Source organism: Bradyrhizobium sp. CW1, assembly GCF_023100665.1.
In the GTDB taxonomy this organism is placed as follows: domain Bacteria; phylum Pseudomonadota; class Alphaproteobacteria; order Rhizobiales; family Xanthobacteraceae; genus Bradyrhizobium; species Bradyrhizobium canariense_D.
This window is the reverse complement of the sequence record NZ_CP064684.1, coordinates 1,285,634-1,309,879: the sequence shown is the minus strand read 5'-3', so window position 1 is coordinate 1,309,879 and position 24,246 is coordinate 1,285,634. Positions and strand designations below refer to the sequence as shown.

Here is a 24,246-nt window from a genome sequence, read left to right as displayed (position 1 = left end):
GATGAACGGCCGCGCAACGGACAGGGTCTGCCGCCCCCACGTGGTCAACGACGGGCGTGGATGACGCCCGCTCTGTCCACATCACTGTCCGTCACATCAGCACCGGTGCATCCGGCAGCTCGTTGGGGTGCGGGCCGCTTGACGGAAAGTGCTTTGTCAGCTCCCGGGACACCGCCTCGATGCCGCCGATCACGCCGCGCTCGAACTGCCCCGACCTGAACTCGACTTCCATGGCGCGGCAGATGCTCTCCCAACGCTCGCCACCAACCTTCGCATCGATACCGCGGTCGGCGATGATCTCGACATCGCGGTCGGCGAGCAGGAGATAGATCAGGACACCATTGTTGTGCGCGGTGTCCCAGATGCGCAGTTGCGAGAACACGTCAAGCGCGCGCTCGCGCGCCGGCTGGTTGCGAAACAGCGGGCCGCCGTCGAGCGCGCCTTCCACCACGAAGCGGAGCTGGCCGGAATGGCTGGCTTCGCCGCGCTTGATCGCCTGCTCGATGCGGCCGAGCACGCCCTTCGGGAACACCTGCTTGGCACGCCAATGGTGCTGGAGCAGATGCCGGGTGATGCGCCTGATGCTCATGACCTACCAGCTCCCCGAGGCGCCGCCGCCGCCAAAACTGCCGCCACCACCGCTGAAGCCGCCGCTCGACGACGACCCGCTGCTCCAGCCGCCGGATGACGAGCCGCTCGACCACGAGCCACGACGCGAGGACCCCGTGCCCGATCCCGCCCCAAACAGATCGGCGATAAACGTCAGGACAGCGCCGAGCACACCGACGCCCAGTCCGATGACCGCTGAGCCGATCACGAACCAGGCGAGGACACCAACGATCGCTCCCGTTATTCCCGAACCGAACAGCCGCCCGAACATGGAGCGCAGGATGCCTCCGATGACCAGCGGGCCGAACAGCAGGAAGTAGAAAAGCGGCTCGACGTCGTTCCAATCGCCGAAATTCACGCTGCGCGAGGGCGTCGGCAGCGGCTCGCCGTCGATGACGCGGATCATGCGGTCGACGCCCGCCGTGATGCCGCCGGCGAAATCGCCGCTCCTGAATTTCGGCGTGATGGCTTCATCGATGATGCGCCGCGACGTGACGTCGGTGAGCGCGCCCTCGAGGCCGTAACCGACCTCGATGCGCAAATGCCGGTCGTTCTTGGCCACAACGAGGATGGCGCCGTCGTCGACCTTCTTGCGTCCGATCTTCCAGGCCTCCGCGACGCGGATCGCGAATTGCTCGATGGTCTCCGGGTCCGTCGTCGGCACGATCAGGACGGCGATCTGGCTGCCCTTGCGCATCTCGAAGTCCTGCAGCTTTTGCGACAGCGCGGCGATGTCGCCGCTGGAGAGCGTGCCGGTCTGATCGACCACGCGGCCGGTCAGTTGCGGCACGGCGACATCGGCTGAGGCGGGGAGCGCAAAGGTGAACAGGAGCGCGAAGACGAGGACGAATGCTGAGAAGCCCAAAACGGCACGCCACAACATCGTTGTCATCGCCCGCGAAGGCGGGCGATCCAGTATTCCAGAGGCAGCAGTGATTGAACCGTGAAGCCGCGGCGTACTGGATTCCCCGCCTTCGCGGGGAATGACGGTGGTGGGTGGGGCATGCATCGGGGTCGAAGGCACTTACTTCGACGGCGCGGGCGCCGGATTGAAATCGACCTTCGGCGCGGTCGAGATTTCCTTCTCGTTCGCGACCGTGAAGTTCGGCTTTTCCTTGTAGCCGAACATCATCGCCGTGACGTTGCTCGGGAACGAACGGATGGTGACGTTATAGTCCTGCACCGCCTTGATGTAGCGGTTGCGCGCCACCGTGATGCGGTTCTCGGTGCCTTCGAGCTGCGACATCAAATCCTTGAACAGCGCATCCGACTTGAGCTGGGGGTAGTTCTCGGTGACCACGAGCAGCCGCGACAGCGCGCCGGAGAGTTCGCCCTGGGCGGCCTGGAATTTCTGGAATGCGGCGGGATCGTTCAGCACCTCGGGCGTCGCCTGGATGCTGCCGACCTTGGCGCGGGCATTGGTGACGCCGAGCAGCACGTCCTTCTCCTGCTGCGCAAAACCCTTCACCGAGTTGACGAGGTTGGGCACGAGATCGGCGCGACGCTGATACTGGTTCACGACCTCGGACCAATTGGCCTTGATCTGCTCGTCCTCGCTCTGGATCGCGTTATAGCCGCAATTGGTGAGGCTCAACGAGGCCAGCGCCGCCAGCACGGTCAGGATCTTGCGCATCAAATTTCTCCCGGTGGAATCGGGCGCAAGCTACCAGATTGCGCGCGCGAGATGCCAGACATCTTGCGTCCCGGCCGTGGCCTGTGAAAAGCAGCCGATGTACGCAAGCCTCTTGCTTAATCCTGGCTGTAATAGTCAACTTGAGGGAACAATAATGCCAGGTCGGGAACGCCAGGGGAACGCGATGAGCTCGTTCGAGACCATCCTCGTGGAGAGGCCGGAGCCGGCGATTGCCCGGGTCGTGATGAACCGGCCCGACGCGCGCAACGCGCAGAACCTGCAAATGACCTACGATCTCAACGCCGCCTTCGACGAGGCGGTGCAGGACGACGCGGTCAAGGTGATCATTCTCGCCGGCAATGGTCCGCACTTCTCCTCAGGCCATGACCTGCGACCCGGCAGCAAGAATGAAGCGGGCGTGGATTTTCCGCCGATCGGAAATTGGGGCGGCTTCGCCGAAGCAAACGCCCATGGCCGCTTCGCGCGCGAGCAGGAGATCTATCTCCAGATCACCCGGCGCTGGCGCAACCTCGCCAAGCCGACCATTGCAGAGGTTCACGGCAAGTGCATCGCCGGCGGCCTGATGCTGGCCTGGGCCTGCGATCTCATCATCGCGAGTGGCGATGCGCAGTTCTGCGATCCCGTGGTCACCATGGGTGTCTGCGGCGTCGAATGGTTCGTGCATCCCTGGGAGCTCGGCCCGCGCAAGGCCAAGGAATTTCTGTTCACGGCCGACGCATGGAGCGCGCAGGAGGCGCATCAACTCGGGATGGTCAACCGGGTCGTGCCGCGCGCAGAGCTGTCATCCGCCGTGCTGGCGCTGGCGCGCAAAATCGCGTCAAAACCGTCCTTTGCGCTGAAGCTGACCAAGGAAGCCGTGAATCGTTCGGTTGACGTGATGGGCCAACCGGCTGCAATCGACCAGGCCTTTGCGCTGCATCAGCTCTGTCACGCGCATAATCTTCAGGAATTCGGCATGATCGTCGATCCATCGGGCCTACACCCCTCCGTCCGCAAGCCGCCGGCCGCCGCGGAGTAGACGGATGGATCTCAATCTCAGCGACGAGCAACGCCTGCTGCGCGAAAGCGCGGAGCGCTTCGTGGCCGAAAGCTACGATGCCGATCACCGCCGCAAGATGGCGAACGATCCGCTCGGCTTCAGTCCGGCGGTGTGGAAACAATTCGCAGAACTGGGCTGGCTGGCGCTGCCGATCGCGGAGGAGTGTGGCGGGCTCGGCGGCAGCGCGGTCGAGATCGGCATTTTGATGGAAGCCTTCGGCCGCGGGCTTGTGTCGGAGCCGTATATCGCGTCGGTCGTGCTTGGCGCCGCGTTGATCGAGCGATGCGGCAGCATGGCGCAGAAGCAGGCCATCCTGCCGAAGATCGCGGACGGATCGTTGAAGCTCGCGCTCGCGCATTCCGAGCGCGCGGCGCGGTTCGATCTTGCCAAGGTCGCAACCACCGCCCACAGCACGGCGCAAGGCTGGCGCCTGGCCGGTCGCAAGATTGCCGTGCTCGATGGCCACGCCGCCGACGAGATCATCGTCTCCGCGCATATCCATGATCATCAGGGCTCCTCCGGCCGCATCGGCCTGTTCCTGGTGCAGGCGACAACTCCGAGTGTTGCGATCTCCGACTACGAGCGCCTCGGCGGCGGGCGGGCCTGCAACATCGAGCTGTCGGACGTGCAACTGCCGGAGGATGCCTTGCTCGGCAACGGGCATGACGCGCTGCCGGCAATCGAATGGGCTGTTGATCGCGCCATGGCTGCGCTTGGCGCCGAGGCCGTCGGCATCATGCAGGTACTGCTGGATACTACGCTGGAGTACACAAAAATCCGGAAGCAATTCGGCCGGCCGCTCGCCGCCAACCAGGTGATCCGCCACCGCCTTGCCGACATGGCGGTGCAGGTCGACGAAGCGCGCTCGATGGCGTTGCGCGCCGCGCTGAAGCTCGACGCCGATCCGGTCGAGCGCGCGCGGGCCGCGTCGGGCGCGAAGGCGAAGATCGGCAGATCTGCGCGCTTCGTCGGCGAGCAGTCGATCCAGCTTCACGGCGGCATGGGCGTCACCGAGGAGCTCGAGGTCGGCGCCTATTTCAAGCGGCTGGTCGCGTTCGACACGCTGTTCGGCGGCAGCGCCCACCATTATGGCCGCCACGCCCGGCTTGGCCGCGCCAGCGTGCCGGCCTGATACAAGGAGCGCATCATGGACCTGTCGTTCAATGCCGAGGAGCGCGCCTTCCAGGACGAGGTGCGCGGCTTCATTGCCAGAAACCTCACCGAGGAGATGAAGCGCGCGACGGCGCTGACGCCGTCGGTGTTCTCCGATCCCGATATCGGCATGGCCTGGCAGCGCACGCTGCACAAGCAAGGCTGGGGCGCGCCGGGCTGGCCGGTCGAGCATGGCGGGCCGGATTGGACCCCGGCGCAGCGCTGGATCTTCGAGACTGAAAGCGCGCGGGCCGGCGTGCCCAATGTCAATGTGATGGGCGTGAAGATGGTCGGGCCCGTCATCATCGGCTTCGGCTCGGCGGAGCAGAAGAACTTCTACCTGCCGCGCATTCTGTCCGGTGAGGATTATTGGTGCCAAGGCTATTCCGAGCCGGGCTCCGGCTCCGATCTCTCCTCGCTGAAGACGCGCGCGGTGCGCGATGGCGACGACTACGTCATCAACGGCACCAAGATCTGGACCACGCATGCCCACCACGCCAATCGCATGTTCGCGCTGGTGCGCACCAGCGACGGGCCACGGCAGCAGGACGGCATCAGCTTCATCCTGATCGACATGAAGACACCGGGCATCACGACGCGTCCTATCCTCACCATCGGCGGCGACCACGAGGTTAACCAGGTATTCTTCGACGACGTGCGCGTTCCCGTGGCGAACCGCGTCGGCGAGGAAGGCAAGGGCTGGACCTACGGCAAGTATCTGCTCGAGTTCGAGCGCGGCTCCGGCATCGCCTCGGCGAAGCTGCGCGAGGGGCTGAAGGCGATCGCGGAGCTTGCCGAGTCCGATCTGACGGGCCGCGCGATCGACAGTCCCGACATCGCGACGCGCATCTCCGAAGTCGAGGTCGACATCGACGCGCTGGAGATGACCGAGCTGCGCGTGCTGTCGGCGCTGCAGACCGGACAGAATCCCGGTGCGGTGTCGTCGATCCTGAAGCTGCGCAACAGCGAGATCCGCCAGGCCGTGACCCGGCTCGGCGCCGACGTGATCGGCCATGACGCCCTCGCGGTCGAGCCGATGCGCCCGCTCTACAAGCTCAACCACGAGCCGGCGATGCCGGAGGAGATGCTGACGGTGATGCCGGAATATCTCAACGGCCGCGCCTATACGATCTTCGGCGGCACCTCGGAGATCCAGCGCGATATTATTGCGAAGATGATGTTGGGGATCTGAGGGGCACTGGCGCTACATTCTCACTGTCGTCCCGGTCTCACTGTCGTCCCGGCGAAGGCCGGGACGACGAGTTGGATTTGTGGCGACAGCCAGCACGACAATGGCCGCTAACCGCCCACCTTCGCATCCCGGATCGCCTGCCAGATCTTCTGCGGCGTCAGGGGCGTGTTGAGCTGGGTGATGCCGAGCTCGGCGAGCGCATCCATCACGCCGTTGGTGACGCAAGGGGGGCCACCGATGGCGCCGGATTCGCCGCAGCCCTTGGCGCCGAGCGGATTGGTGCGACAGGGCGCGGAATCGTCGAGCGTCACCACGATCGGCGGAACGTCGTCGGCGCGCGGGATGCAATAGTCCTGGTAGCTCGCGGTGAGCAGCTGGCCGTCGGCATCATAGGACACCCCCTCATACAGCGCCTGGCCGATACCCTGCGCCACACCGCCATGGATCTGTCCCGTCACCAGCATCGGGTTCACCGCGACACCGACGTCGTCGACCGTGGTGTAGCGCACGACCTTGGAGACGCCGGTCTCGGGATCGATTTCGACCTCGCAGATATGGGTGCCGTTCGGCCAGCTCGGACCGTCCACCTCGCCTTCGGAATCGACGCTGAGCTTTGCGCCGCCTTCTTTCTCGGCAATGTCGAACAGGCTGATGCGGCGGTCGGTGCCGACCACGGTGAGCATGCCGCCCTGATATTCAATGTCCTCGATCGAGGTCTCCAGCACGTTCGCCGCCTTCTCGCGCGCCTTCTGGATCAGATCGTTGGATGAGACCGCGACCGCCGTGCCGCCGACGAACAGCGAACGCGAGCCGACGCTGCCGAAGCCCGTCGCCAGATCGGTGTCGCCCTGGACCACGTCGATCTTGTCCATGGGGATGCCGAGCGTGTCGGAGATCATCTGGGTGTAGGTGGTCTGCAACCCCTGCCCCATCGCCATGGTGCCGGAATGCAGGACGACGCGGCCCTGCGCGGTCGCATGCAGGCTGACCTTCTCGGTGTGGGCGCGGCCGCCGGTCCATTCGATATAGGAGGTGAGCCCGCGGCCGTAGAGCAGGCCCTTCTTCTTCGCCGCCTTCTTGCGCGCGGCAAAGCCGTCCCAATCCGCAAGCTTCACGGCACGATCGAGCATGTGCGCGAAGGCGCCGGAATCGTAAACCTGCCCTGCAGCGTTGGTGTAGGGCAGTTGCGCCGGCTTGATGTAGTTGGCTTTCCGGATCGCGCGCGGGTCCATGCCGATTTTTCGCGCGGCCGCGTCGAACAGGCGCTCGACGATGAACACGGCCTCCGGGCGGCCCGCACCGCGATAAGCGCCGACCGGCGCGGTGTGGGTCATCACCGACTTCACCTCGAAATGTACCAGCGGCAAATCGTAGACGCCGGTCTGCACGAACGGCCCCAGCACCAGCGGGATGATGTTGGCCGCGCCTGAGGAATATGCGCCGGTGCAGCCGATCGAGCTGACGCGGTAGGCCAGCACCTTGCCCTTCTCGTCGAGCGCGAAGGAAGCTGTCGAGGTAAGATCGCGGCCGTGGGTGCCACCGACGAATTCGTCGGTGCGGTCGCCGCGCCAGCGGATCTTCCTGTTCAGCTTGGTTGCGGCATAGGCGACGATGCCGTCCTCGGGATAGAGGTTGGTCTTCTGGCCAAAGCCGCCGCCGATATCGCCGACCAGCACGCGAACGCTGTCCTTCGGACGCTTCAGCACGGCCTCGGCCAGCACGTCGCGGGTCGAGGCAGGCGTCTGCGACTGCACATGCAGCAGGAGGCGGCCGGACGTCTTGTCGATCTCGGCAATGGTCGAGCGCGGCTCCATCGCCGACGGCACCAGGCGCTGGCTGACGAGATCGAGCTCGACGGTATGCGCCGCCCTGGCAAAAGCCTCGTCCACCTTGGCGGCATCGCCGTAAGCCATCGCGCCGACGATGTTGTCGGGGGCCTCCGGCCACACCACGGGCGCGCCGGGCCTGACCGCCTCGACCGGATCGACCACCGCCGGCTGCACGTCATATTCGACCACGATCGCTTCGGCCGCGCCCTGCGCGTCGGCACGCGAGGAGGCCACCACGGCGGCCACGGCCTCGCCGGCATAGCGCACGACTTCGTGCGCCAGCAGGCGGCGTGGCGGCACCGTCATCGGCTTGCCGTCGGGGCGCTTGAAGATGCTCAAGGTCGGGATGACGCCGATGTCGTCCTTGACGAGGTCGGCGCCGGTATAGACCGCGGTCACGCCGGGCATCGCCGTGGCGGCGCTGGTGTCGATCGAGACGATCTTCGCATGGGCATGCGGCGAGCGCAGCAGGTACAACCACAGCGCGCCATCTTCCGGCTTGTCGTCGATGAACTGCCCCTTCCCGGTGAGCAGTCGCTGGTCTTCCAAACGCTTGACGGGCTGCCCCGCTCCGAAACGCAAATTGCCGGGAAGAATGTTCATTCCACCATGTCCTTGAAACCCAGAAAACGACCGCGGGGGTTTTAGCCGATTTTGCGGTCGATACAACCGAGCCGCGGCACATCTGCATTGCGTGTCACGCCCGCTTTGGCCGCAGATTGCCGGGTCAGGAGCGCTCTATGTCGATGATGCCCACATTGATATCACGGGTGTCCGAATCCCGCTTTACCGTGAGGCGAACGGTCTTACCGGCACCGGCCTGCTCGAGCGCATCAGTCAGGTCGGAGAGCCGCCGCACCGGCTTGCCTTCCACCGCGGTGATGATGTCTCCGACCGTTCCAGTCGACAAGTTGACACCGCGAATCCCCGCCTGTTCCGCAGGGCTGCCGGGGGCTGTCCGGACCACGATCACCCCTTGGACGCCAAGCCGCGTCGACACATCCTCGCTGGCGGCGACGATGCCGATGCCGGGCGTCGGCACGCGGCCATTGCGAATGAGCTCGGGGACAATCCGGTTCACGACGTCCACCGGCACCGCGAAACCGATGCCTGCATTCGAGCCGGACGGCGATATGATCGCAGTCGTGACGCCGATCAGCCGGCCGGCGGAGTCCAGCAGCGGCCCGCCTGAATTGCCCGGGTTGATTGCGGCATCCGTCTGGATGACATTGGCAATCTCCCGGCCGCCATGGGTCGGAAGCCTCCGCTTGAGGGCACTGATGATGCCGCTCGTCATCGACTGATCTAGCCCGAAAGGATTGCCGATCGCAAACGCGGATTGCCCGACTTTCAGGTCGGTCGAGCTGCCGAGAGCCACCTGCGGTGGAAGCTCGCGCACGCTGCGGATCCGCAGGACCGCAAGATCGTAATTGGGGGCGGTGCCGATCAGATCAACCCGAGCCACCTCTCCCGACGCAAAGCGCACCGCGATCTCGCCGCCATTGGCCACGACATGGTTGTTCGTGACGAGATGCCCGTCGCGGTCCCAGACAAATCCCGTGCCGGAAGCGCCGCCCTGCCCCTCCTCTCCCATGACAGGAGTAGCGGCCGATCTCACCGCAACCTGGACAACCGAGGGCGACACTCGTTCGAAGATGTCGATGGTGGCCCTTTCGGCCTCGGACAGCGGACCACGTTGCTCGACGGCGCGCGCGGAGGGGGTTGTCCATGGCGCATGCTGGACCTTCACGGCAGTTACCACGAGCAGCAGGGCGGCAAAAGCCGCCGCAATGATTGCGTAGCGACGATTCATCAGTGATCACCGTGTCGTATGCTGAAGACGATCTCTCGAATGCACATGCCGGGAGGTGACAGAGCCAGCTCACGCAGCAACGTCGAAAATGAATGGAAGTTTCTCGAATCGGGCAGCTAAGGACGGTTCCGCTGCCCGTGCCGGGGCCCATTGCCGCGTGACAAACCGCTACGCCAGCTCCCGCAATGCCGCTTCTACGACCTTGCGCGCATCGGCGGTGAGAGCGGCCTGCGGCGGGACAGGATCGCCGACGTCGTACCCCTGGATGGCCAAGCCGGCCTTGATGCAGGCCGCCAGGTTGAAGCGGGCAAAAGCTTCGTTGATGCGCCACAGCCTGCGCTGGAGCGCCATCGCCTCGTCCCAGCGGCCGGCCTTGCAGAGGTCGTAGAGCGCGACGCTCTGGCGCGGAATGATGCAGGCGGGGCCCGCCATCCAGCCGAGGCCGCCGATCAGCATCACCGCGGCCGGGATATGGGCGGAGGCGGAGAACACCCGCAAGGCATCGCCGCAGCGGTTCATGATCGAGAGCAGCCGGCCGGTGTTGGTCGAGGCGTCCTTGATGTAGCCGATGCGCGGATGTTCGGCGAGGCGCGCGATGATTTCGAGGGTGAGATCGGAGCGCTGGAATTGCGGATTGGTATAGATGACGACGGGGATGTCCACGGCATCCGCGATGGCGCGGAAATAGGATTCGATCTGGGCGTCGGCGAGCGGGAAATACGCTTCCAGGATCGCCAGAATGCCGTCGGCGCCGAGCTTCTGATACGCCTTCGCCTGCGCCACCGCATCTGCCGTCGAGGTGGAGGCGACGCCCGCGACAACAGGCACACGTCCCCTTGCCGCCTCGATCGTGGTCTGCACGACCGCGGTGCGTTGGGCGGCGTTGAGATAGGCGAACTCGCCGGTCGAGCCGAGCGGGGTCAGACCGTGGACGCCCGCGCCGATCAGATCGTCGCAGAGCTTTGCGAGGACGTTCGTCCGCACCGCGCCATCGGCAGCGACGGGAGAGACGAGATAAGGGAAGACGCCGCGAAAATCGGACATGTCAGGTGTGAATCCCGGAAACTGGCTAGCGCCTGACGGTCTTACCAACGCTCGTGCCGGCGATCAAATCCTGATCAGCCGCACCCGCGTGCCCCAGGGATCGATCGCCTCAACGCCGTCCGCTAGCGCCGTGACTTTCGCGCCGCCCTTGCGCAGGCGCTCTTCCTGTGCGGCGAGCAGATCCTGCTTAGCTGTCACCAGCGAGAACCAGGCGAGCCCCGTTGTCTGATCGTCGCGTTGGCCGGCGCCCTCGCTCTGCCACACGTTTATGCCGAGATGATGATGGTAGCGTCCCGACGACAGGAACGCGGCGCCGTTGCGGCTGCGGGTCGGGTCGAGTCCGATCGTGCCGTGGTAGAAATTCTGCGCCTGCGCGAGGTCGCCGACGCGCAGATGCATGTGGCCGATGCGCATTCCGTCCGGTGCCTTGGCATAATCAGGCACGCGCGTATTGGTCAGCGACAGCAGGTCGGGAATGTCGAGCTCGTCGGCCGCCATCTTCACGCTGCCTTCGCTCCACTGCCATTGCGAGGGATCGCGGTCGGCATAGACCTCGATGCCGTTACCTTCGGGATCGTCGAGATAGACGGATTCGCTGACGAGATGATCGGCAAAGCCCGACAGCGGCACGCGATGCGAAGCGGCTGCTACCAGCCAGCGGGCCAAGTCCTTGCGGGTCGGCATCAGGAAGGCGGTGTGATAGAGGCCGGCGGCGTTGCGCGGCTCGATCTCGGCATCAGGACGGGCCTCCAGCACCAGCAGCGCGATGCCGGCCGTGCCGAGCTTGGCGGCGCTCGCCGAGCGTTCCATCACGGTGAGCCCGATCACGTCGCGGTAGTAGTTCGCAACCTTGTCGAGATTCTTCACCCGGAGCGTCACCATGCCGACGCGCATCGGCGTGCGGCTGGCATAGGTCGGACCGCCGCCCTGCGGTGTGCCCTCGGCGCGCGCCGCGCCCGCAGCCGCCATTGCGAGCGAGCTGGCGCCGGCGAGTTGAAGCAGGGTGCGGCGGGTAAGGTCGATGGTCATCAATCAGGGCTCGCAAAAAGGCTTGAGGCCGTACGGCACAAGGTCGAGCCGATTGCTACACGTTCCCGTGAGCGGCTCCAATCACATGTTCGTCGGCCGTGCTCTTACGGACCAGCTTCCCTGCTTATTTCCTGGCCATGCGGCCAGTTACGCGATCGCCCGCGACATCCCAGATTGAGGACAGCTTTACAGGAGCCTGCCATGACCGACTCAACTCCCCTGACTTCGCTGTCGTCCGCGCTCGCGGATATGGTGTCCCGCACCGCGCCGTCCGTCGTCGCCGTCCATTCGCATCGTTCCCGCGCCACCGGCTTCGTCTGGAAACCCGGCCTGATCGTCACCGCCGACGAGGCGCTGGCCGACGAGGGCGACGTCGAGATCGGCCTCCCAGACGGCAGCACCGCGGCCGCCACGATCGCCGGCCGCGACCATACGACGGATATCGCACTGCTGCGCGCCGATACGGCGATTGCCCCGGTCAAGCTGGCCACAATTGTGCCGCCCCTTGGCGCGTTGTCGGTCGTCGTCGCCACCAACCGCGATACGCCGAGCGCCGCGCTCGCGATGGTGTCGCAGTCCGGCAAGAGCTGGCGCTCCCTGCGCGGCGGCGACATCGACGCGCGGATCGAGCTCGACGTCCGCTTGCGCTCCAGCCAGCAGGGCGGCCTCGCGCTCGACGCATCGGGCGAAGCCTTCGGCATGGCCGTGCTCGGCCCGAGGCGTGTGCTGGTGATCCCGACAGCGACGATCGAGCGGGTCGCGGCCCAGTTAGAGGCGCGCGGCCGCATCGCACGCGGATATCTCGGCCTCGGGCTGCAGCCGGTCCGGCTCGACGACGGCGTCGGCGCGATGGTGATGAATGTCGACAAGGCCGGCCCTTCGGCGGCGGCCGGCATCCGCCAGGGCGACGTCATCGTCGCGGTCAACGACCAGAAGCTGTCCGGCGTGCGCGCGCTGTCGCGGACGCTGGGTCCGGCGAGCGTGGGCGCGGTGGTCGATATCGCGGCGCGCCGCGGCGGCGAGCCGGTCAGCTTCAAGGTCACGATCGGCGAGAGGCCGGCGGCGTGAGCGAGGACATCGCGCCCGAGATCGTGTTGGCTTTGGAGATCGACGATCCCGCCCTCGCCGATCGCCTGGCTGCTCTGCTCGGCAATATCGCCGGGCTTCGCCTCGCCGAACCCGGCGAGAAAGCCGCCGCGACGATTGTCACTCGCGATCCGCGCATCATGCCTGAGGACATTGCGCTGACGCAACGTGAGCTCGACGTGCTGGCGTTGATGGCGGAAGGCGGCTCCAACAAGATGATCGCGCGTCAGCTCGGCATTTCCGTCCACACGGTGAAATTCCATGTCGGCTCGCTGCTCGACAAGCTCGACGCTACCGGCCGCACCGATGCGGTGGCACATGCGGCCCGCCGCGGCGTGATCGAGCTCTAGGTCGGGTGCGGCGGGAAGCTGAGCTGGACCGTCAGGCCCGGCGCGTTGTCGTGCAGGGCAATCTCGGCACCATGGAGGCGAGCGACCGCGGCGACCAGGCTTAAGCCAAGGCCGTTACCCGGGGTGTAGCGGCTCTGCTCGAGCCGGTAGAAGCGTTTGAACACGTGATCGCGCTGATCCGCCGGAATGCCCGGGCCGTCGTCGGCGATCGCGATCGTCGCACCGCCGTCGGTGCTGCTGCAGGTGACGGTCACCTGCCCGCCTTTGCAGCCGTGCTTGATCGCGTTGTCGACGAGATTGGCGATAGCGTCGAACAGCAGGTCGCGATCGCCAATAATCGCCACCTCGCGATCGCCGCCGAGGCTGAGCCGCGTCGCAACCTGTTCGGCGGCGGCATCGTAGAGCTCGACGACCTCGCCGGCGATTTCGGCGAGATTGAGGGTGCGAAACGCACTACGGCGGGCGCGGGTCTCGATCTCCGAGATGCGCGTGATGGAGGCGAACATGCCGAGCACGGCGTCGAGATCGGCGATGGTGTCACCGATCAGCGCCGCGTCGGCCTCGCCATTGCGCGAGGCGTGATAAGCCTTTTCCAGCCGACCCCGCATGCGCGTCAGCGGCGTACGCAAATCATGGGCGACGTTGTCGCTGACCTGCTTGACCTCTCCCATCAAAGTCTCGATGCGGTCGAGCATCTGGTTGAGGTTTTCGGCGACCCGGTCCCATTCGTCGTGACTGCCGCGCAAGGGAATGCGCTGGTCGAGGCCCGACATCATGATGGCGCGGCTGGTGGCGTTGATCTCCTCGATCCGCCCGACCGTGCGGCGCGTCACCAGCACCGCGGCGAGCCCGGCGAGCACCAGCATCAGCACGGCGACAGCGGCCATTGCGAGCTCGATCATCGCGGTGAAGCCGCTGTGGTCGCCGGCATCGCCGACACGGCTCTGCACATAGGCGATCGTGCCGAAATAGACATAGGCCATGATCGCCGCGACGATCAGCCCGAACGCCGCGATCGCGATCAGCGCAAGGCGGAAGGTCGAGGAGCGGAGCGTTTTAGCCAGGAGCACGGAGACAATATCCGATGCCGCGGATGGTGTGGATCAGCGGATAGGCCTGGGCATCATCGACCTTGCGACGGACGCGTCCGACATAGACGTCGATGATGTTGGTGGAGGGATCGAAATGCAGATCCCAGACATGCTGGAGCAGCATCGCACGCGAGACGACGCGGCCCTCGTTGCGGACCAGATATTCGAGTAATTGGAATTCCCGCGGCAACAGCGGAATCTTCCGGCCGCGGCGGCTCGCGCTGCGTGCGATCAGGTCGATGGCGAGATCGCCGACCCGCAGGATCGTCTCCTTGGCGACGGTGTCGCTGCGCCGGCCGAGTGCCTCCAGCCGCGCCAGCAATTCGGTGAAGGAGAACGGCTTGACGAGATAATCGTCGCCGCCGGCCCGCAAGCCGCGCACGCGGTCGTCGACCTCGCCAAGTGCGGAAATGATTAGGAACGGCGCGGCGATGCCGTCGTCGCGCAACTGGCGCATCACGCTGATGCCGTCGATATCGGGCAGCATGCGGTCGATGGTGATCACGGCATAGTCGCGCGCGGCGCCATGGCTGAGCGCTTCGCGCCCGGTGGCGGCGAGATCGACGTCGTAGCCGGAAGTCGTCAGCTCCTCGACGAGCTGGCCTGCGGTTTCCGCGTCGTCCTCGACGACCAGAATGCGGCGGTGAGCTCCGGTCATGACAAACTCCGCGCGACGATCGCCACCAGACTATCCCGTTCCGGGGCTGAGCGGAACCGTCCGATGACGATCGCGACAATGGTGCGGTACGGCGATGCTACTACCAAGAGTCTCCGCACACATTGACCCATTGCCACCCATAGGGCGTCAAGCTCCTGCGCCAGCAGCCGTCATAGTAGCCGGCATAGATGAAAGGTGCTCCGAAGAAGAAGCGATGGTGTTGCCGGAAGAAGGCATGGCGGCCGATGAAGGGCCTGCCGTGCCAGCCGGAGCCAGCGAAGCGCGGCCCGATCGCCGCATGCGCGAAACGTGCACCGCCAAAGCCCGGGCCGCCGAAACGGGCGCCGCCCATGCCGCCGACGCGCATACCACCGAAGCCACCGGTGTGCATGCCGCCGCCGAAGCCTCCCGTGTGCATGCCGCCGCCACCGAAATGCCCACCACCGCCGAATCCGCCATGACCGCCACCGCCACCGCCACCGCCTCTGGCAAGCACCGGTGAAGCGAGCGCCATCACCGCTGCGATCGTCACCGCGGTGAGGCCTTTGAGAATCCTGTTGTCCATCGAAGCATCCTCCGTGCTGCGCGACAATATTCTGCCGCGCGAGGAGGATCAGATGAGAGGAAGGGACAGGCGCCTTCAACTTACAAACGCGCCAGATTCTGACGCGGAAGTTAGGGAGACGCTGCTCTCTCACTCGCTCGCCCCGTTCTTGCGGGTAGAGGGTGGGGTGAGAGCGGGGAGAGGTTAGAAGCTACGCCCGCTTGCCGCCGTTTTTCTCGGCCGCGCGGCGCAGCGCTTCGGCGAGCGCACCGCCGCCGGAAGACTCCTGCTGGCGCGGGGCCGACGACGTCATGCGGGACGGGTTACGTGAGCTGTTATCCCGCTGCATGCCGGGCGCGTCCTTCTTGGCGCCGACCTCGTCGTCGAGCCGTAGTGTCAACGAGATACGCTTGCGCGCGACCTCGAAGTCTAGCACCTTCACTTTGACGATGTCGCCGGGCTTCACCACTTCACGCGGATCCTTGATGTAGGTCTTGGACATCGCCGAGATGTGCACGAGGCCGTCCTGGTGCACGCCGATATCGACGAAGGCGCCGAACGCCGCGACGTTGGTTACGGTGCCCTCGAGGATCATGCCCTTCTTGAGGTGCTTGATCTCCTCGACGCCGTCCATGAACACAGCTGCCTTGAAGGCCGGACGCGGGTCGCGACCGGGCTTCTCGAGCTCGCGCAGGATGTCGGTGACGGTCGGCAGACCAAACGTCTCGTCCACGAAGTCTTTCGGCTTCAGCGTGCGAACGATGTCGCTGCTGCCGATCAGCGCCTTGATGTCGCTCTTGGTGGCGCTGAGAATCCGGCGCACCACCGGATAGGCTTCCGGATGCACACCGGAGGCGTCGAGCGGGTCCTCGCCGCCGAGGATGCGCAGGAAGCCCGCGCACTGCTCGAACGCCTTGGGGCCGAGCCGCGGCACGTCCTTCAACGCCTTGCGCGACTTGAACGGCCCGTTGGCGTCGCGGTGTGCCACGATGCTCGAGGCGAGGCCGGAGCCGACGCCCGACACGCGCGCGAGCAGCGGAGCGGACGCGGTGTTGACGTCGACGCCGACGGCGTTCACGCAGTCTTCGACCACGGCGTCGAGGGATTTGGCGAGCTTGGCCTGGCCTAGGTCGTGCTGGTACTGGCCGACGCCGATCGCCTTGGGTTCGATCTTGACGAGCTCGGCGAGAGGATCCTGGAGCCGCCGCGCGATTGACACCGCGCCGCGCAGGGTGACGTCGAGGCCCGGCAACTCCTCCGAGGCGAACGCCGAGGCCGAATAAACCGACGCGCCGGCTTCCGACACCACGATCTTGGTCATCTTCAAGTCGGGCAGGCCCTTGACGAGGTCGGCCGCGAGCTTGTCGGTCTCGCGCGAGGCGGTGCCGTTGCCGATCGCGATCAGCTCGACACGATGTTTCAGCGCGAGCTTGCCGAGGATCGCAAGCGCCTCGTTCCACTGCCGCTGCGGCTCGTGCGGATAGATCACGGCGGTATCCACCACCTTGCCGGTCGCGTCGGTGACGGCGACCTTGACCCCGGTGCGGAAGCCGGGATCGAGACCCATGGTGACGCGGGTGCCGGCGGGCGCCGCGAGCAGCAAGTCGCGCAGATTCGAGGCGAACACGCGCACGGCCTCTGTCTCAGCCGCATTCCACAGCCGCATGCGCAGGTCGATGTTGAGATGCACCTGGATCTTGGTGCGCCAGGCCCAGCGCACGGTATCGATCATCCAGCGGTCGCCGGCGCGCTTAAGGTCGGCGATGCCGAACCGCTTCATGATCTTCAGTTCATAGACGCTCGGCACGCCGGGCGGCGATGGTTCGGCCTCGGCCTGGATCTGGAGATCGAGGATTTCTTCTTTCTCGCCGCGGAACATTGCGAGGATTCGGTGCGAGGGCAGCTTGGTCAGCGGCTCGGAGAACTCGAAATAGTCGGCAAACTTTTCGCCCTCGGTTTTCTTGCCGTCGCGCACCTTGGAGGTCATGCGCGCATTAGTCCACACCTCCTCGCGAAGCGCGCCGATCAGGTCGGCGTCTTCGTCGAAGCGCTCGACCAGGATGGCGCGGGCGCCATCGAGTGCCGCAGCGGCATCGGCAACGCCCTTCTCGGGATTGACGAAGGCTTCAGCGACCACCTTCGGATCGTTGTTGGGCTCGGCCATGAGCTGAAAGGCGAGCGGCTCGAGCCCGGCTTCCTTGGCGATCTCGGCCTTGGTGCGGCGCTTCGGCTTAAACGGCAGATAGATGTCTTCGAGGCGCGCCTTGCTGTCGGCAGCGAGAATGGAGGCCTCCAGCGCGGCATCGAGCTTGCCCTGCTCGCGGACCGATTCGAGGATGGCCTTGCGGCGGTCCTCGAGCTCGCGCAGGTAACCCAGGCGCTCCTCCAGCGTGCGCAATTGTGCGTCGTCGAGCGCACCGGTCGCTTCCTTGCGGTAGCGGGCGATGAAGGGAACCGTGGCGCCGCCGTCGAGCAGCGCCACTGTCGCCTCGACCTGCTCCGCCCGAACCCCAAGCTCCTGCGCAATTTTCTGGTTGATATTTACCACGCGAGAACCCCTCTATCCAAGCACGCATCGCGGAGGCGAACCACCGGCTGCGGGACGCCGCTTATGGACCAATCGGGGTTGATTCATCAAGGTGCGGCGGACGACCGTCGACAAGGGATTTTTTGTCGAAGCGATGCGATCTCGCCACAATCGTGGGTGCTACGCAGACGGCGCACGTCCTGCTGTCGTCCTGGCTTTCGCCAGGACGACGACGGGGATTGCCTCGACACCTTGACAGGCGCCCCGGTTCAGCGGCTGTTTTGTCTGCCGGACTCCTGAACTTCATGTGAGGATTATAATGCGGACGACATCGGTCGGCGTCTTCAAGGTCGCCACCAGAGGCCCCGGCGACGTCTCCGGATTGATGAGCATGATCGGCTCCGGCGCGATCGATCCGGCATCCATCCTGGCGATCCTCGGCAAGACCGAAGGCAACGGCGGCGTCAACGACTTTACCCGGGAATATGCCGTTGCCGCGCTGTGCACGGCGCTGGCGCCGCAGCTCGGGCTGTCGCCGCAGGAGGTCGAGCAACGCATCGCCTTCGTGATGTCGGGCGGCACCGAGGGCGTGCTCAGCCCGCACATCACGGTGTTCACGCGCCAGGACATTCTACAGCGCCCGGCAGGCCTCTCCGGCAAGCGCCTGAGCATCGGCATGGCGCACACGCGGGATTTTCTCCCTGAAGAGCTCGGCCGCTCCGCTCAGATCACGGAGACAGCCAAGGCCGTGAAGGCCGCGATGGCGGATGCCGGGATCGCCGATCCCGCCGACGTCCATTTCGTGCAGATCAAATGCCCGCTGCTCACCAGCGAGCGCGTCGAAGCGGCGAATGCGCGCGGTCACAAGACAGCGACGACCAGCGCCTACAGTTCGATGGCCTATTCGCGCGGCGCTTCCGCACTCGGCGTTGCGGTCGCGCTCGGCGAGATCGCAACCGGCGTTCGTGATGAGGACGTGCTGCGACGCTACGATCTGTTCTCGAACGTCGCCTCGACCTCGTCCGGGATCGAGCTCATGCATAACGTCGTCATCGTGCTCGGCAATTCGATGTCCTCGACGAGCGAATTCGAGATCGGGCATGCCGTGATGAGCGATGCGATCGACACCGCGGCGGTGCTTGCGGCGTTGGAGAGCGTTGGGCTCCGTGCCGGGCAACAGACGACGACCGGCAGCAAGCTTGTCAACATCTTCGCTAAGGCCGAGGCCTCCCCTGATGGCTGCGTGCGCGGCTTCCGCCACACCATGCTCGAAGATACCGATATCAGCTCGACACGCCACGCCCGGGCTGCCGTTGGCGGGTTGATTGCCGGCCTCGCCGGCACTGGTGCGGTCTACGTCTCCGGCGGCGCCGAGCATCAGGGCCCAGCCGGCGGCGGCCCGGTCGCGGTGATCGCAAAGTTCTCCAATTGATGCGCGCGCATGCAATTCGGGATTACCTCTCCATCCGGCGCAACCCTGCCCTTCGCGCCGCTCAGTTGATTAAAGTGTTCCTGTGCGAAACTAAGGTGGCGCCGCACGAAGAGGTTTGGATCGCATGACTTTCCCGATGAGCTGGAACGAATGGGCGCAGCACGATGGCGTGGGGCTGGCCGCGCGCGTCCGCAAGGGCGAGCTCACGGCAAAGGAGTTGGCGCGCCAGGCCGCCGCGGGCGTCGCCAAGGTCAATCCGGCACTGTCGGGCGTGGTCGAGCTGTTCGATGACGTGATCGCCGATCCGGCCAAGGACGGCGCCAATCTCGCCGGCCCGTTCGCAGGCCTGCCCTTCCTGATGAAGGACCTCGGCCCGACCATGAAGGGGCGGCTCCAGGAGATGGGCTCGCTGTTAATGCGCGGCAATCGCGCCAGCGCCGACACGTTCCTGACCGGCAAATTCCGCCAGGCCGGACTGAACCTGATCGGACGCACCACGACACCGGAGTTCGGCGTCTGCAGCTCGGCCGACAATCCGGCCGTCTATGTCACGCGCAATCCCTGGGACACCGACTACACCACCTGCGGCTCGTCGGCCGGGAGCGCCGCAATGGTCGCGGCCGGCGTGGTGCCGATCGCACACGCGACTGACGGCGGCGGCTCGATCCGCATTCCCGCCGGCGTCAACGGCAATATCGGCTTGAAAGTCTCGCGCGGCGTGTTCTCGCTCGCACCGCACATGTCCGATCTCACCGGCCTCGTCTCGATCCAGGGCTGCCAGTCGCGCTCGGTGCGCGACACCGCCGCCTTCGTCGACCATGCAAGGGGAGCGGCGCCCGGCGAATTCATGCCGTTCTGGACCACGGCGCAGCCTTATTCCGAGATGATCAAGCGCGACCCGTCAAAGCTTCGTATCGCGCTGTCGCACAGCTGGGGCGACTACACCGCGACGCCCGAGATCGCGGCCGAGCTGGCGAAGGCCGGCCGCTTCCTCGAAGGCCTCGGCCATCACGTCGACTACGCCCTGCCCGAACTCGAGTTCCGCGCCGCGTTCGAGGCGCAGACCACCTGCTACATCTCGAATTTTGCCGTGGTGATCTCCAACATGCTCGCCGCGCGCGGACTGGAACGGCCGCCGGAAGATCTCATCGAACCCATGAATATCCGGATCTGGGAAGCCGGCCGGCATACGAGCTTCGCCGAGCGGGCGAAGATGCAAGGCGTGTTCAACACGACCTCGCGCGCCTTCGGCGCCTTCTTCGAGCAGTGGGACGTGATCTTGACCCCGATCACGGCGCTGCCGACGCCGAAGGTCGGCACCCGGGAATATCTCACCATCTCCGACAACCCCGACGTGCTCGACTGGTTCGGCAATCTTTGGCGCTTCTTCGCCTTCACGCCGCTCGCCAATCTCTGCGGCATGCCGGCGATCTCGATGCCGATGGCCACGCAGGACCACGGCCTGCCGCTGGGCATCCAGGCGATTGCGAAGCAGGCCAATGACGGCCTCCTGCTGCAACTCGCCGCCCAGATCGAGCGCGCGCTCGACGGCAAGTGGAACGACGGCAGGAAGCCGAAGGTGCATGTGAGCTGAGCGAGTTGATCGCATTAACTTGCGATCCGCGAACGGCCTCAGTTCTTCACCGAGGGAATTTCCTCCGGCCGGGGCTGCTGCTGGCCCTGCTGGTACATTGCCAGCGCCTTTTCGAGCGCTTCGCGCAGAGCCAGCGCCGCGGCCACGCTGCAACGCAGATGCGCGGTCTGGACCACATCAACCCTGACGGCGGCGCCGACCGGCATCAGAAGGTTCGCCGCAAGCTCGATTTGAATCGCGCCGTTGTGGTGGCCGAAGCAGGATGCACCGTCGAAATAGATGATCGGCGCCCGCTCCGAGCTCGATGTCGAAATGATGACGGGCCCCTGGCTGGTGACGGGCGTTTCGGGATCGGCCATGGGCACTCCTTACGGCTGGTCGAACGAACGAGGCGCCCACCATCGTTGCTTCGGCCCGCCCTGTCGAGGCCAAACCGCCCCCGGCACCCACCGTGGGACGCGCATTCGGGGTTTTGCGCCGCGCCCGCCACTGGTCTAGAACGTCCTCATGTCCAGCTCACCGACCACACTTTCGTTCGAGGACCTCGCCGAGGCGATCAAGGGTCGCCGCTCCGATTACGGCCAGATCAGCGGGCTCCAGCTCGACCGCTTCGCACCGCGCGAAGCCTGGTCCAGCCTGCCCTACCGGCCGGTCTTTGTCGGTGACACCGAGACCGGCGTCCTGCATGGCGGGGTCGTCACCGCGATGCTGGACGAGAGTTGCGGCATGGCGGTGCAACTCGCGCTGGACGGCACAAGCGCGATCGCGACGCTCGATCTGCGCATCGACTATCAGAAGCCGGCAACGCCGGGCCTCGACATCAAGGCGCATTCGGTCTGCTACCGCACCACGCGTTCGATTGCCTTCGTGCGCTCCACCGCCTATCAGGAGTCCGAGGACGATCCGGTCGCGACCGCGACCGCCTGTTTCATGATCGGCGCCAACCGCACCAACATGCTCGCGGATCGCAGGATGGATTCGCCCGGCATCCCGAGGCTGGAGGCGCCGGACGATCCGGAAGGCCCGTTCGCCAACAGCCCGTTCGCACGCTGCCTCGGCATTCGCGTCAACGACGACGGCACACTGACGATGCCGTTCTCGCCAAAGATCATCGGCAATCCGATTCTGCCTGCGATCCATGGCGGCATGACCGGCGCCTTCCTCGAAACCACCGCGATCTTCGGAGTGGCCCGTGAACTCGGCGCCACCGCACTGCCCAAGCCGATCGGACTGACCGTCAACTATCTGCGCTCCGGCCGCGCGCTCGACACGTTCGCCAACGTCTCGATCGTGAAACAGGGCCGGCGCATCGTCGCCTTCGAGGCACGGGCCTGGCAGGACGATGCGAACAAGCCGATCGCCACAGCCTTCGGCCATTTCATGCTGCGGCCGACGCCCGGAAACGACGAGGAATAGGCGCATTTTCCCTTGACGGCCAAGGTCTGGGCCACAACGATAGCGCGTCCCCTCACGAGAGGTATTGGCTTGCGGCATCCGCTCGACATCATCGCCATGTTCGCCGCGCTCTGGCTGCTGGCAGCGATGGTGCTCGACGCGCTGACGCCGAAGGAGCTGACGACGGTGATGATCGGCATCGCCATCGGACCCGCCGTCGTCATCACCGCCGTGTTCTACTATCTGCGCTGCCCGCGCACCGATTTCGCGGTGATGTTCGCCGCGCTTTGGCTGATCTCCGACATCGGCATCGCGTTCATCTCGCCAACGCAGCTGCCCCACTTTCTGATCGCGCTCGGCTTCGTGCCGGCGCTGCTGATCGGGATCGTGCTGCACTGGCAACGCTTCCAGCGCCGCCATGAGCGGCTGCCCGTGCCATCGGTCAAGCGCGGCTAGCGCGGCAGCAAATTGGTCTTGGCGAGATCGACGACCTCGTCGCCGCGGCCGTTCATCACGGCGCGCAAGACCCAGAGGCTGAAGCCCTTGATCTGTTCGGGCGTGATGGTCGGCGGCATCGACAGCTCCTGCTTGGCGGTGACCACATCGAGCAGCGCCGGTCCGTGGTGGGCCAGCATCTCCTTCATCGCACCTGGAAGCTCGCCGGGATCCTCGACCCGCCTTGCGAAGATACCCATCGCGCGCGCCATCGCCGCGAAGTCCGGATTCTCCAGATCGACATTGGTGTCGACGAAACCGGCCGCCTTCATCTCCAGTGCGACGAAGCCGAGCACGCCGTTGTTGAAGATGACCACCTTCACCGGCAGCTTCATCTGCGTCAGCGTGATCAGATCGCCCATCAGCATGGTGAAGCCCCCGTCGCCGGAGAGCGAGATCACCTGCCGGCCGGGCTGCGCGGCCTGCGCGCCGATCGCCTGCGGCATGGCGTTGGCCATCGAGCCGTGCACGAACGAGCCGATCAGCCGGCGGCGTCCGTTCATCTCGAGATAGCGCGCGGCCCACACCGTCGGCGTGCCGACATCGGCGGTGAACACCGCATCATCGCTCGCATGGTCGCTGATGACCTTTGCCAGGTATTGCGGATGGATTGGTTTGCTGCCCGGCGTGCCCTTGGCGAGCGAGTCGAGGCCTTCGCGCGCCTTCTTGTAATGCGCGATCGCATCGTCGAGGTGCTTGCGCTGCGTCTTGGATTTCAGAAGCGGCAGCAGCGCCTCGAGGGTGAGCTTGACGTCGCCGACCAGGCCGAGGTCGATCTTGCAGCGGCGCCCGAGATTTTCCGGACGGATGTCGATCTGCGCGATCTTGGCATCGGTCGGGAAGAACTGCTTGTAGGGAAAATCGGTCCCGAGCATCACCAGCGCGTCGCAGGCGTGCATGGCGGCATAGCCGGAGGAGAAGCCGATGAAGCCGGTCATGCCGACATCGTAGGGATTGTCGTATTCGACATGCTCCTTTCCGCCCAGCGCATGCACGATCGGGCTCTTCAAGGCTTCCGCAAGCTGCATCAGCGGCGCATGCGCGCCGGCGCAGCCGCGACCGCAGAACAGGGTGATGCGTTCGGCGCCGTTCAGGAGATCCGCAAGCGCCTTCAACTCATCCGCCTGCGGCACAACCTTCGGCGCCGACAGCGCAAGGCCACGCGCCGTCGACAGCGCGCGCTTGGGTGGGCTGCGGAAGGCGACGTCGCCCGGCATGGCGACAACGGCGACGCCGCGCATGCCGACCGCCGCGCGGATCGCGTTTTCCAGCACGTAGGGAAGCTGACTCGGATCGGAGACCAGCTCGCAATAATGGCTGCACTCGCGGAACAGGTTTTGCGGATGCGTCTCCTGGAAATAGCCGCTGCCGATCTCGGCGGTCGGAATTTGCGCGGCGATCGCCAGCACGGGAACGCGGCTGCGATGGGCGTCGAACAGGCCGTTGATCAGATGCAGATTGCCGGGACCACACGAGCCCGCGCACACCGCAAGGCTGCCCGTCATTTCCGCTTCCCCGGCGGCGGCGAAGGCCGCGACCTCCTCGTGCCGGACATGGATCCATTCGATCGTGCCGCGCCGCCGCAGCGCTTCGGTCAGCGCATTCAGACTGTCGCCGACGATGCCGTAGATGCGCTTGACGCCAGCCTGTTCGAGCGTTGCCACGAACAGATCGGCTACATTGTTGATCGCCATGTCGGTCTCCTGATCTCGC

Annotated in this window: 22 protein-coding genes; 9 read left to right on the top strand and 13 right to left on the bottom strand. The window is 65.6% G+C overall.

The features are described from left to right. Window positions 1-91: 91 nt before the first annotated feature. From IVB54_RS06305 to IVB54_RS06295, 3 genes are all read right to left on the bottom strand, one after another. Window positions 92-589, bottom strand: a complete 498-nt coding sequence (locus IVB54_RS06305) for a TPM domain-containing protein (RefSeq protein ID WP_018453667.1) — start codon at window positions 587-589, stop codon at window positions 92-94. Between the two features lie 3 nt (window positions 590-592). Next, complete coding sequence (locus tag IVB54_RS06300; RefSeq protein WP_085349575.1) at window positions 593-1,501, bottom strand: YgcG family protein; 909 nt, start codon at window positions 1,499-1,501, stop codon at window positions 593-595. A 132-nt stretch (window positions 1,502-1,633) separates the two neighbouring features. Next, on the bottom strand, window positions 1,634-2,242 hold the full coding sequence (locus IVB54_RS06295; RefSeq protein ID WP_018453665.1) for a LemA family protein: 609 nt from the start codon (window positions 2,240-2,242) through the stop codon (window positions 1,634-1,636). 184 nt (window positions 2,243-2,426) lie between these two features. Between IVB54_RS06295 and IVB54_RS06290 the strand changes: the two genes are divergently transcribed. The 3 genes from IVB54_RS06290 to IVB54_RS06280 are packed head-to-tail and all read left to right on the top strand — an operon-like array spanning window position 2,427 to window position 5,646. After that, complete coding sequence (locus IVB54_RS06290; protein WP_204512297.1) at window positions 2,427-3,281, top strand: enoyl-CoA hydratase; 855 nt, start codon at window positions 2,427-2,429, stop codon at window positions 3,279-3,281. A gap of 4 nt (window positions 3,282-3,285) precedes the next feature. Beyond that, window positions 3,286-4,434 (top strand): acyl-CoA dehydrogenase, encoded by a 1,149-nt coding sequence (locus tag IVB54_RS06285; protein ID WP_085360485.1) that lies wholly within the window; start codon window positions 3,286-3,288, stop codon window positions 4,432-4,434. A 15-nt stretch (window positions 4,435-4,449) separates the two neighbouring features. Next, a complete protein-coding gene (locus IVB54_RS06280) occupies window positions 4,450-5,646 on the top strand; it encodes an acyl-CoA dehydrogenase family protein (RefSeq protein WP_204512298.1) in 1,197 nt (398 codons plus the stop codon). A gap of 107 nt (window positions 5,647-5,753) precedes the next feature. Here the strand turns inward: IVB54_RS06280 and IVB54_RS06275 are convergent, their stop codons facing one another. From IVB54_RS06275 to IVB54_RS06260, 4 genes are all read right to left on the bottom strand, one after another. Continuing rightward, window positions 5,754-8,078 (bottom strand): xanthine dehydrogenase family protein molybdopterin-binding subunit, encoded by a 2,325-nt coding sequence (locus IVB54_RS06275; RefSeq protein WP_085349579.1) that lies wholly within the window; start codon window positions 8,076-8,078, stop codon window positions 5,754-5,756. 124 nt (window positions 8,079-8,202) lie between these two features. Then, the gene (locus IVB54_RS06270; RefSeq protein ID WP_018453660.1) at window positions 8,203-9,288 is read right to left on the bottom strand and encodes a trypsin-like peptidase domain-containing protein; all 1,086 of its coding nucleotides are present in this window, start codon (window positions 9,286-9,288) and stop codon (window positions 8,203-8,205) included. A gap of 168 nt (window positions 9,289-9,456) precedes the next feature. After that, window positions 9,457-10,332 carry a dihydrodipicolinate synthase family protein gene (locus tag IVB54_RS06265; RefSeq protein ID WP_018453659.1) on the bottom strand — a complete coding sequence of 292 codons (876 nt, stop codon included), beginning with the start codon at window positions 10,330-10,332 and terminating at the stop codon, window positions 9,457-9,459. 63 nt (window positions 10,333-10,395) lie between these two features. Then, complete coding sequence (locus tag IVB54_RS06260) at window positions 10,396-11,361, bottom strand: VOC family protein (RefSeq protein WP_085349580.1); 966 nt, start codon at window positions 11,359-11,361, stop codon at window positions 10,396-10,398. Window positions 11,362-11,562: 201 nt separating this feature from the next. Here IVB54_RS06260 and IVB54_RS06255 point away from each other — a divergent pair, with 201 nt between their 5' ends. Together IVB54_RS06255 and IVB54_RS06250 are read left to right on the top strand one after the other, a co-directional pair. After that, window positions 11,563-12,429 (top strand): S1C family serine protease, encoded by an 867-nt coding sequence (locus IVB54_RS06255; protein ID WP_018453657.1) that lies wholly within the window; start codon window positions 11,563-11,565, stop codon window positions 12,427-12,429. Next, window positions 12,426-12,797 (top strand): helix-turn-helix transcriptional regulator, encoded by a 372-nt coding sequence (locus IVB54_RS06250; RefSeq protein WP_007614569.1) that lies wholly within the window; start codon window positions 12,426-12,428, stop codon window positions 12,795-12,797. Before IVB54_RS06255 ends, IVB54_RS06250 begins: the two co-directional genes overlap by 4 nt. Here IVB54_RS06250 and IVB54_RS06245 read toward each other — a convergent pair. The 4 genes from IVB54_RS06245 to IVB54_RS06230 form a co-directional block, all read right to left on the bottom strand. Next, window positions 12,794-13,867 carry a HAMP domain-containing sensor histidine kinase gene (locus IVB54_RS06245; RefSeq protein WP_018453655.1) on the bottom strand — a complete coding sequence of 358 codons (1,074 nt, stop codon included), beginning with the start codon at window positions 13,865-13,867 and terminating at the stop codon, window positions 12,794-12,796. The two genes, IVB54_RS06250 and IVB54_RS06245, sit on opposite strands and share 4 nt — an antisense overlap. Continuing rightward, on the bottom strand, window positions 13,854-14,546 hold the full coding sequence (locus IVB54_RS06240) for a response regulator transcription factor (protein WP_018453654.1): 693 nt from the start codon (window positions 14,544-14,546) through the stop codon (window positions 13,854-13,856). Before IVB54_RS06240 ends, IVB54_RS06245 begins: the two co-directional genes overlap by 14 nt. Before the next feature lie 100 nt (window positions 14,547-14,646). Next, window positions 14,647-15,111, bottom strand: coding sequence for a hypothetical protein (locus tag IVB54_RS06235; RefSeq protein WP_247777102.1), 465 nt, complete (start codon window positions 15,109-15,111; stop codon window positions 14,647-14,649). Between the two features lie 190 nt (window positions 15,112-15,301). After that, window positions 15,302-17,638, bottom strand: a complete 2,337-nt coding sequence (locus IVB54_RS06230; RefSeq protein ID WP_247296124.1) for a Tex family protein — start codon at window positions 17,636-17,638, stop codon at window positions 15,302-15,304. Between the two features lie 298 nt (window positions 17,639-17,936). On the opposite strand from IVB54_RS06230, the gene IVB54_RS06225 reads away from it, so the two are divergent. Together IVB54_RS06225 and IVB54_RS06220 are read left to right on the top strand one after the other, a co-directional pair. Next, window positions 17,937-19,049: a ring-opening amidohydrolase gene (locus IVB54_RS06225; RefSeq protein ID WP_247296127.1), complete on the top strand. Its 1,113-nt coding sequence runs from the start codon at window positions 17,937-17,939 to the stop codon at window positions 19,047-19,049. Between the two features lie 124 nt (window positions 19,050-19,173). Then, entirely contained in the window at window positions 19,174-20,643 is a 1,470-nt protein-coding gene (locus tag IVB54_RS06220; RefSeq protein WP_247296130.1) for an amidase, read from the top strand. 38 nt (window positions 20,644-20,681) lie between these two features. On the opposite strand, the gene IVB54_RS06215 is transcribed toward IVB54_RS06220, so the two are convergent. Continuing rightward, window positions 20,682-21,002 (bottom strand): hypothetical protein, encoded by a 321-nt coding sequence (locus IVB54_RS06215; protein WP_204512303.1) that lies wholly within the window; start codon window positions 21,000-21,002, stop codon window positions 20,682-20,684. Between the two features lie 148 nt (window positions 21,003-21,150). Between IVB54_RS06215 and IVB54_RS06210 the strand changes: the two genes are divergently transcribed. Next, window positions 21,151-22,059, top strand: a complete 909-nt coding sequence (locus tag IVB54_RS06210) for a PaaI family thioesterase (protein WP_204512304.1) — start codon at window positions 21,151-21,153, stop codon at window positions 22,057-22,059. A gap of 69 nt (window positions 22,060-22,128) precedes the next feature. Then, window positions 22,129-22,494: a hypothetical protein gene (locus IVB54_RS06205; protein WP_166517536.1), complete on the top strand. Its 366-nt coding sequence runs from the start codon at window positions 22,129-22,131 to the stop codon at window positions 22,492-22,494. Here IVB54_RS06205 and poxB read toward each other — a convergent pair. After that, a complete protein-coding gene (poxB, locus tag IVB54_RS06200) occupies window positions 22,491-24,227 on the bottom strand; it encodes a ubiquinone-dependent pyruvate dehydrogenase (protein ID WP_204512305.1) in 1,737 nt (578 codons plus the stop codon). The two genes, IVB54_RS06205 and poxB, sit on opposite strands and share 4 nt — an antisense overlap. Window positions 24,228-24,246: the final 19 nt, after the last annotated feature.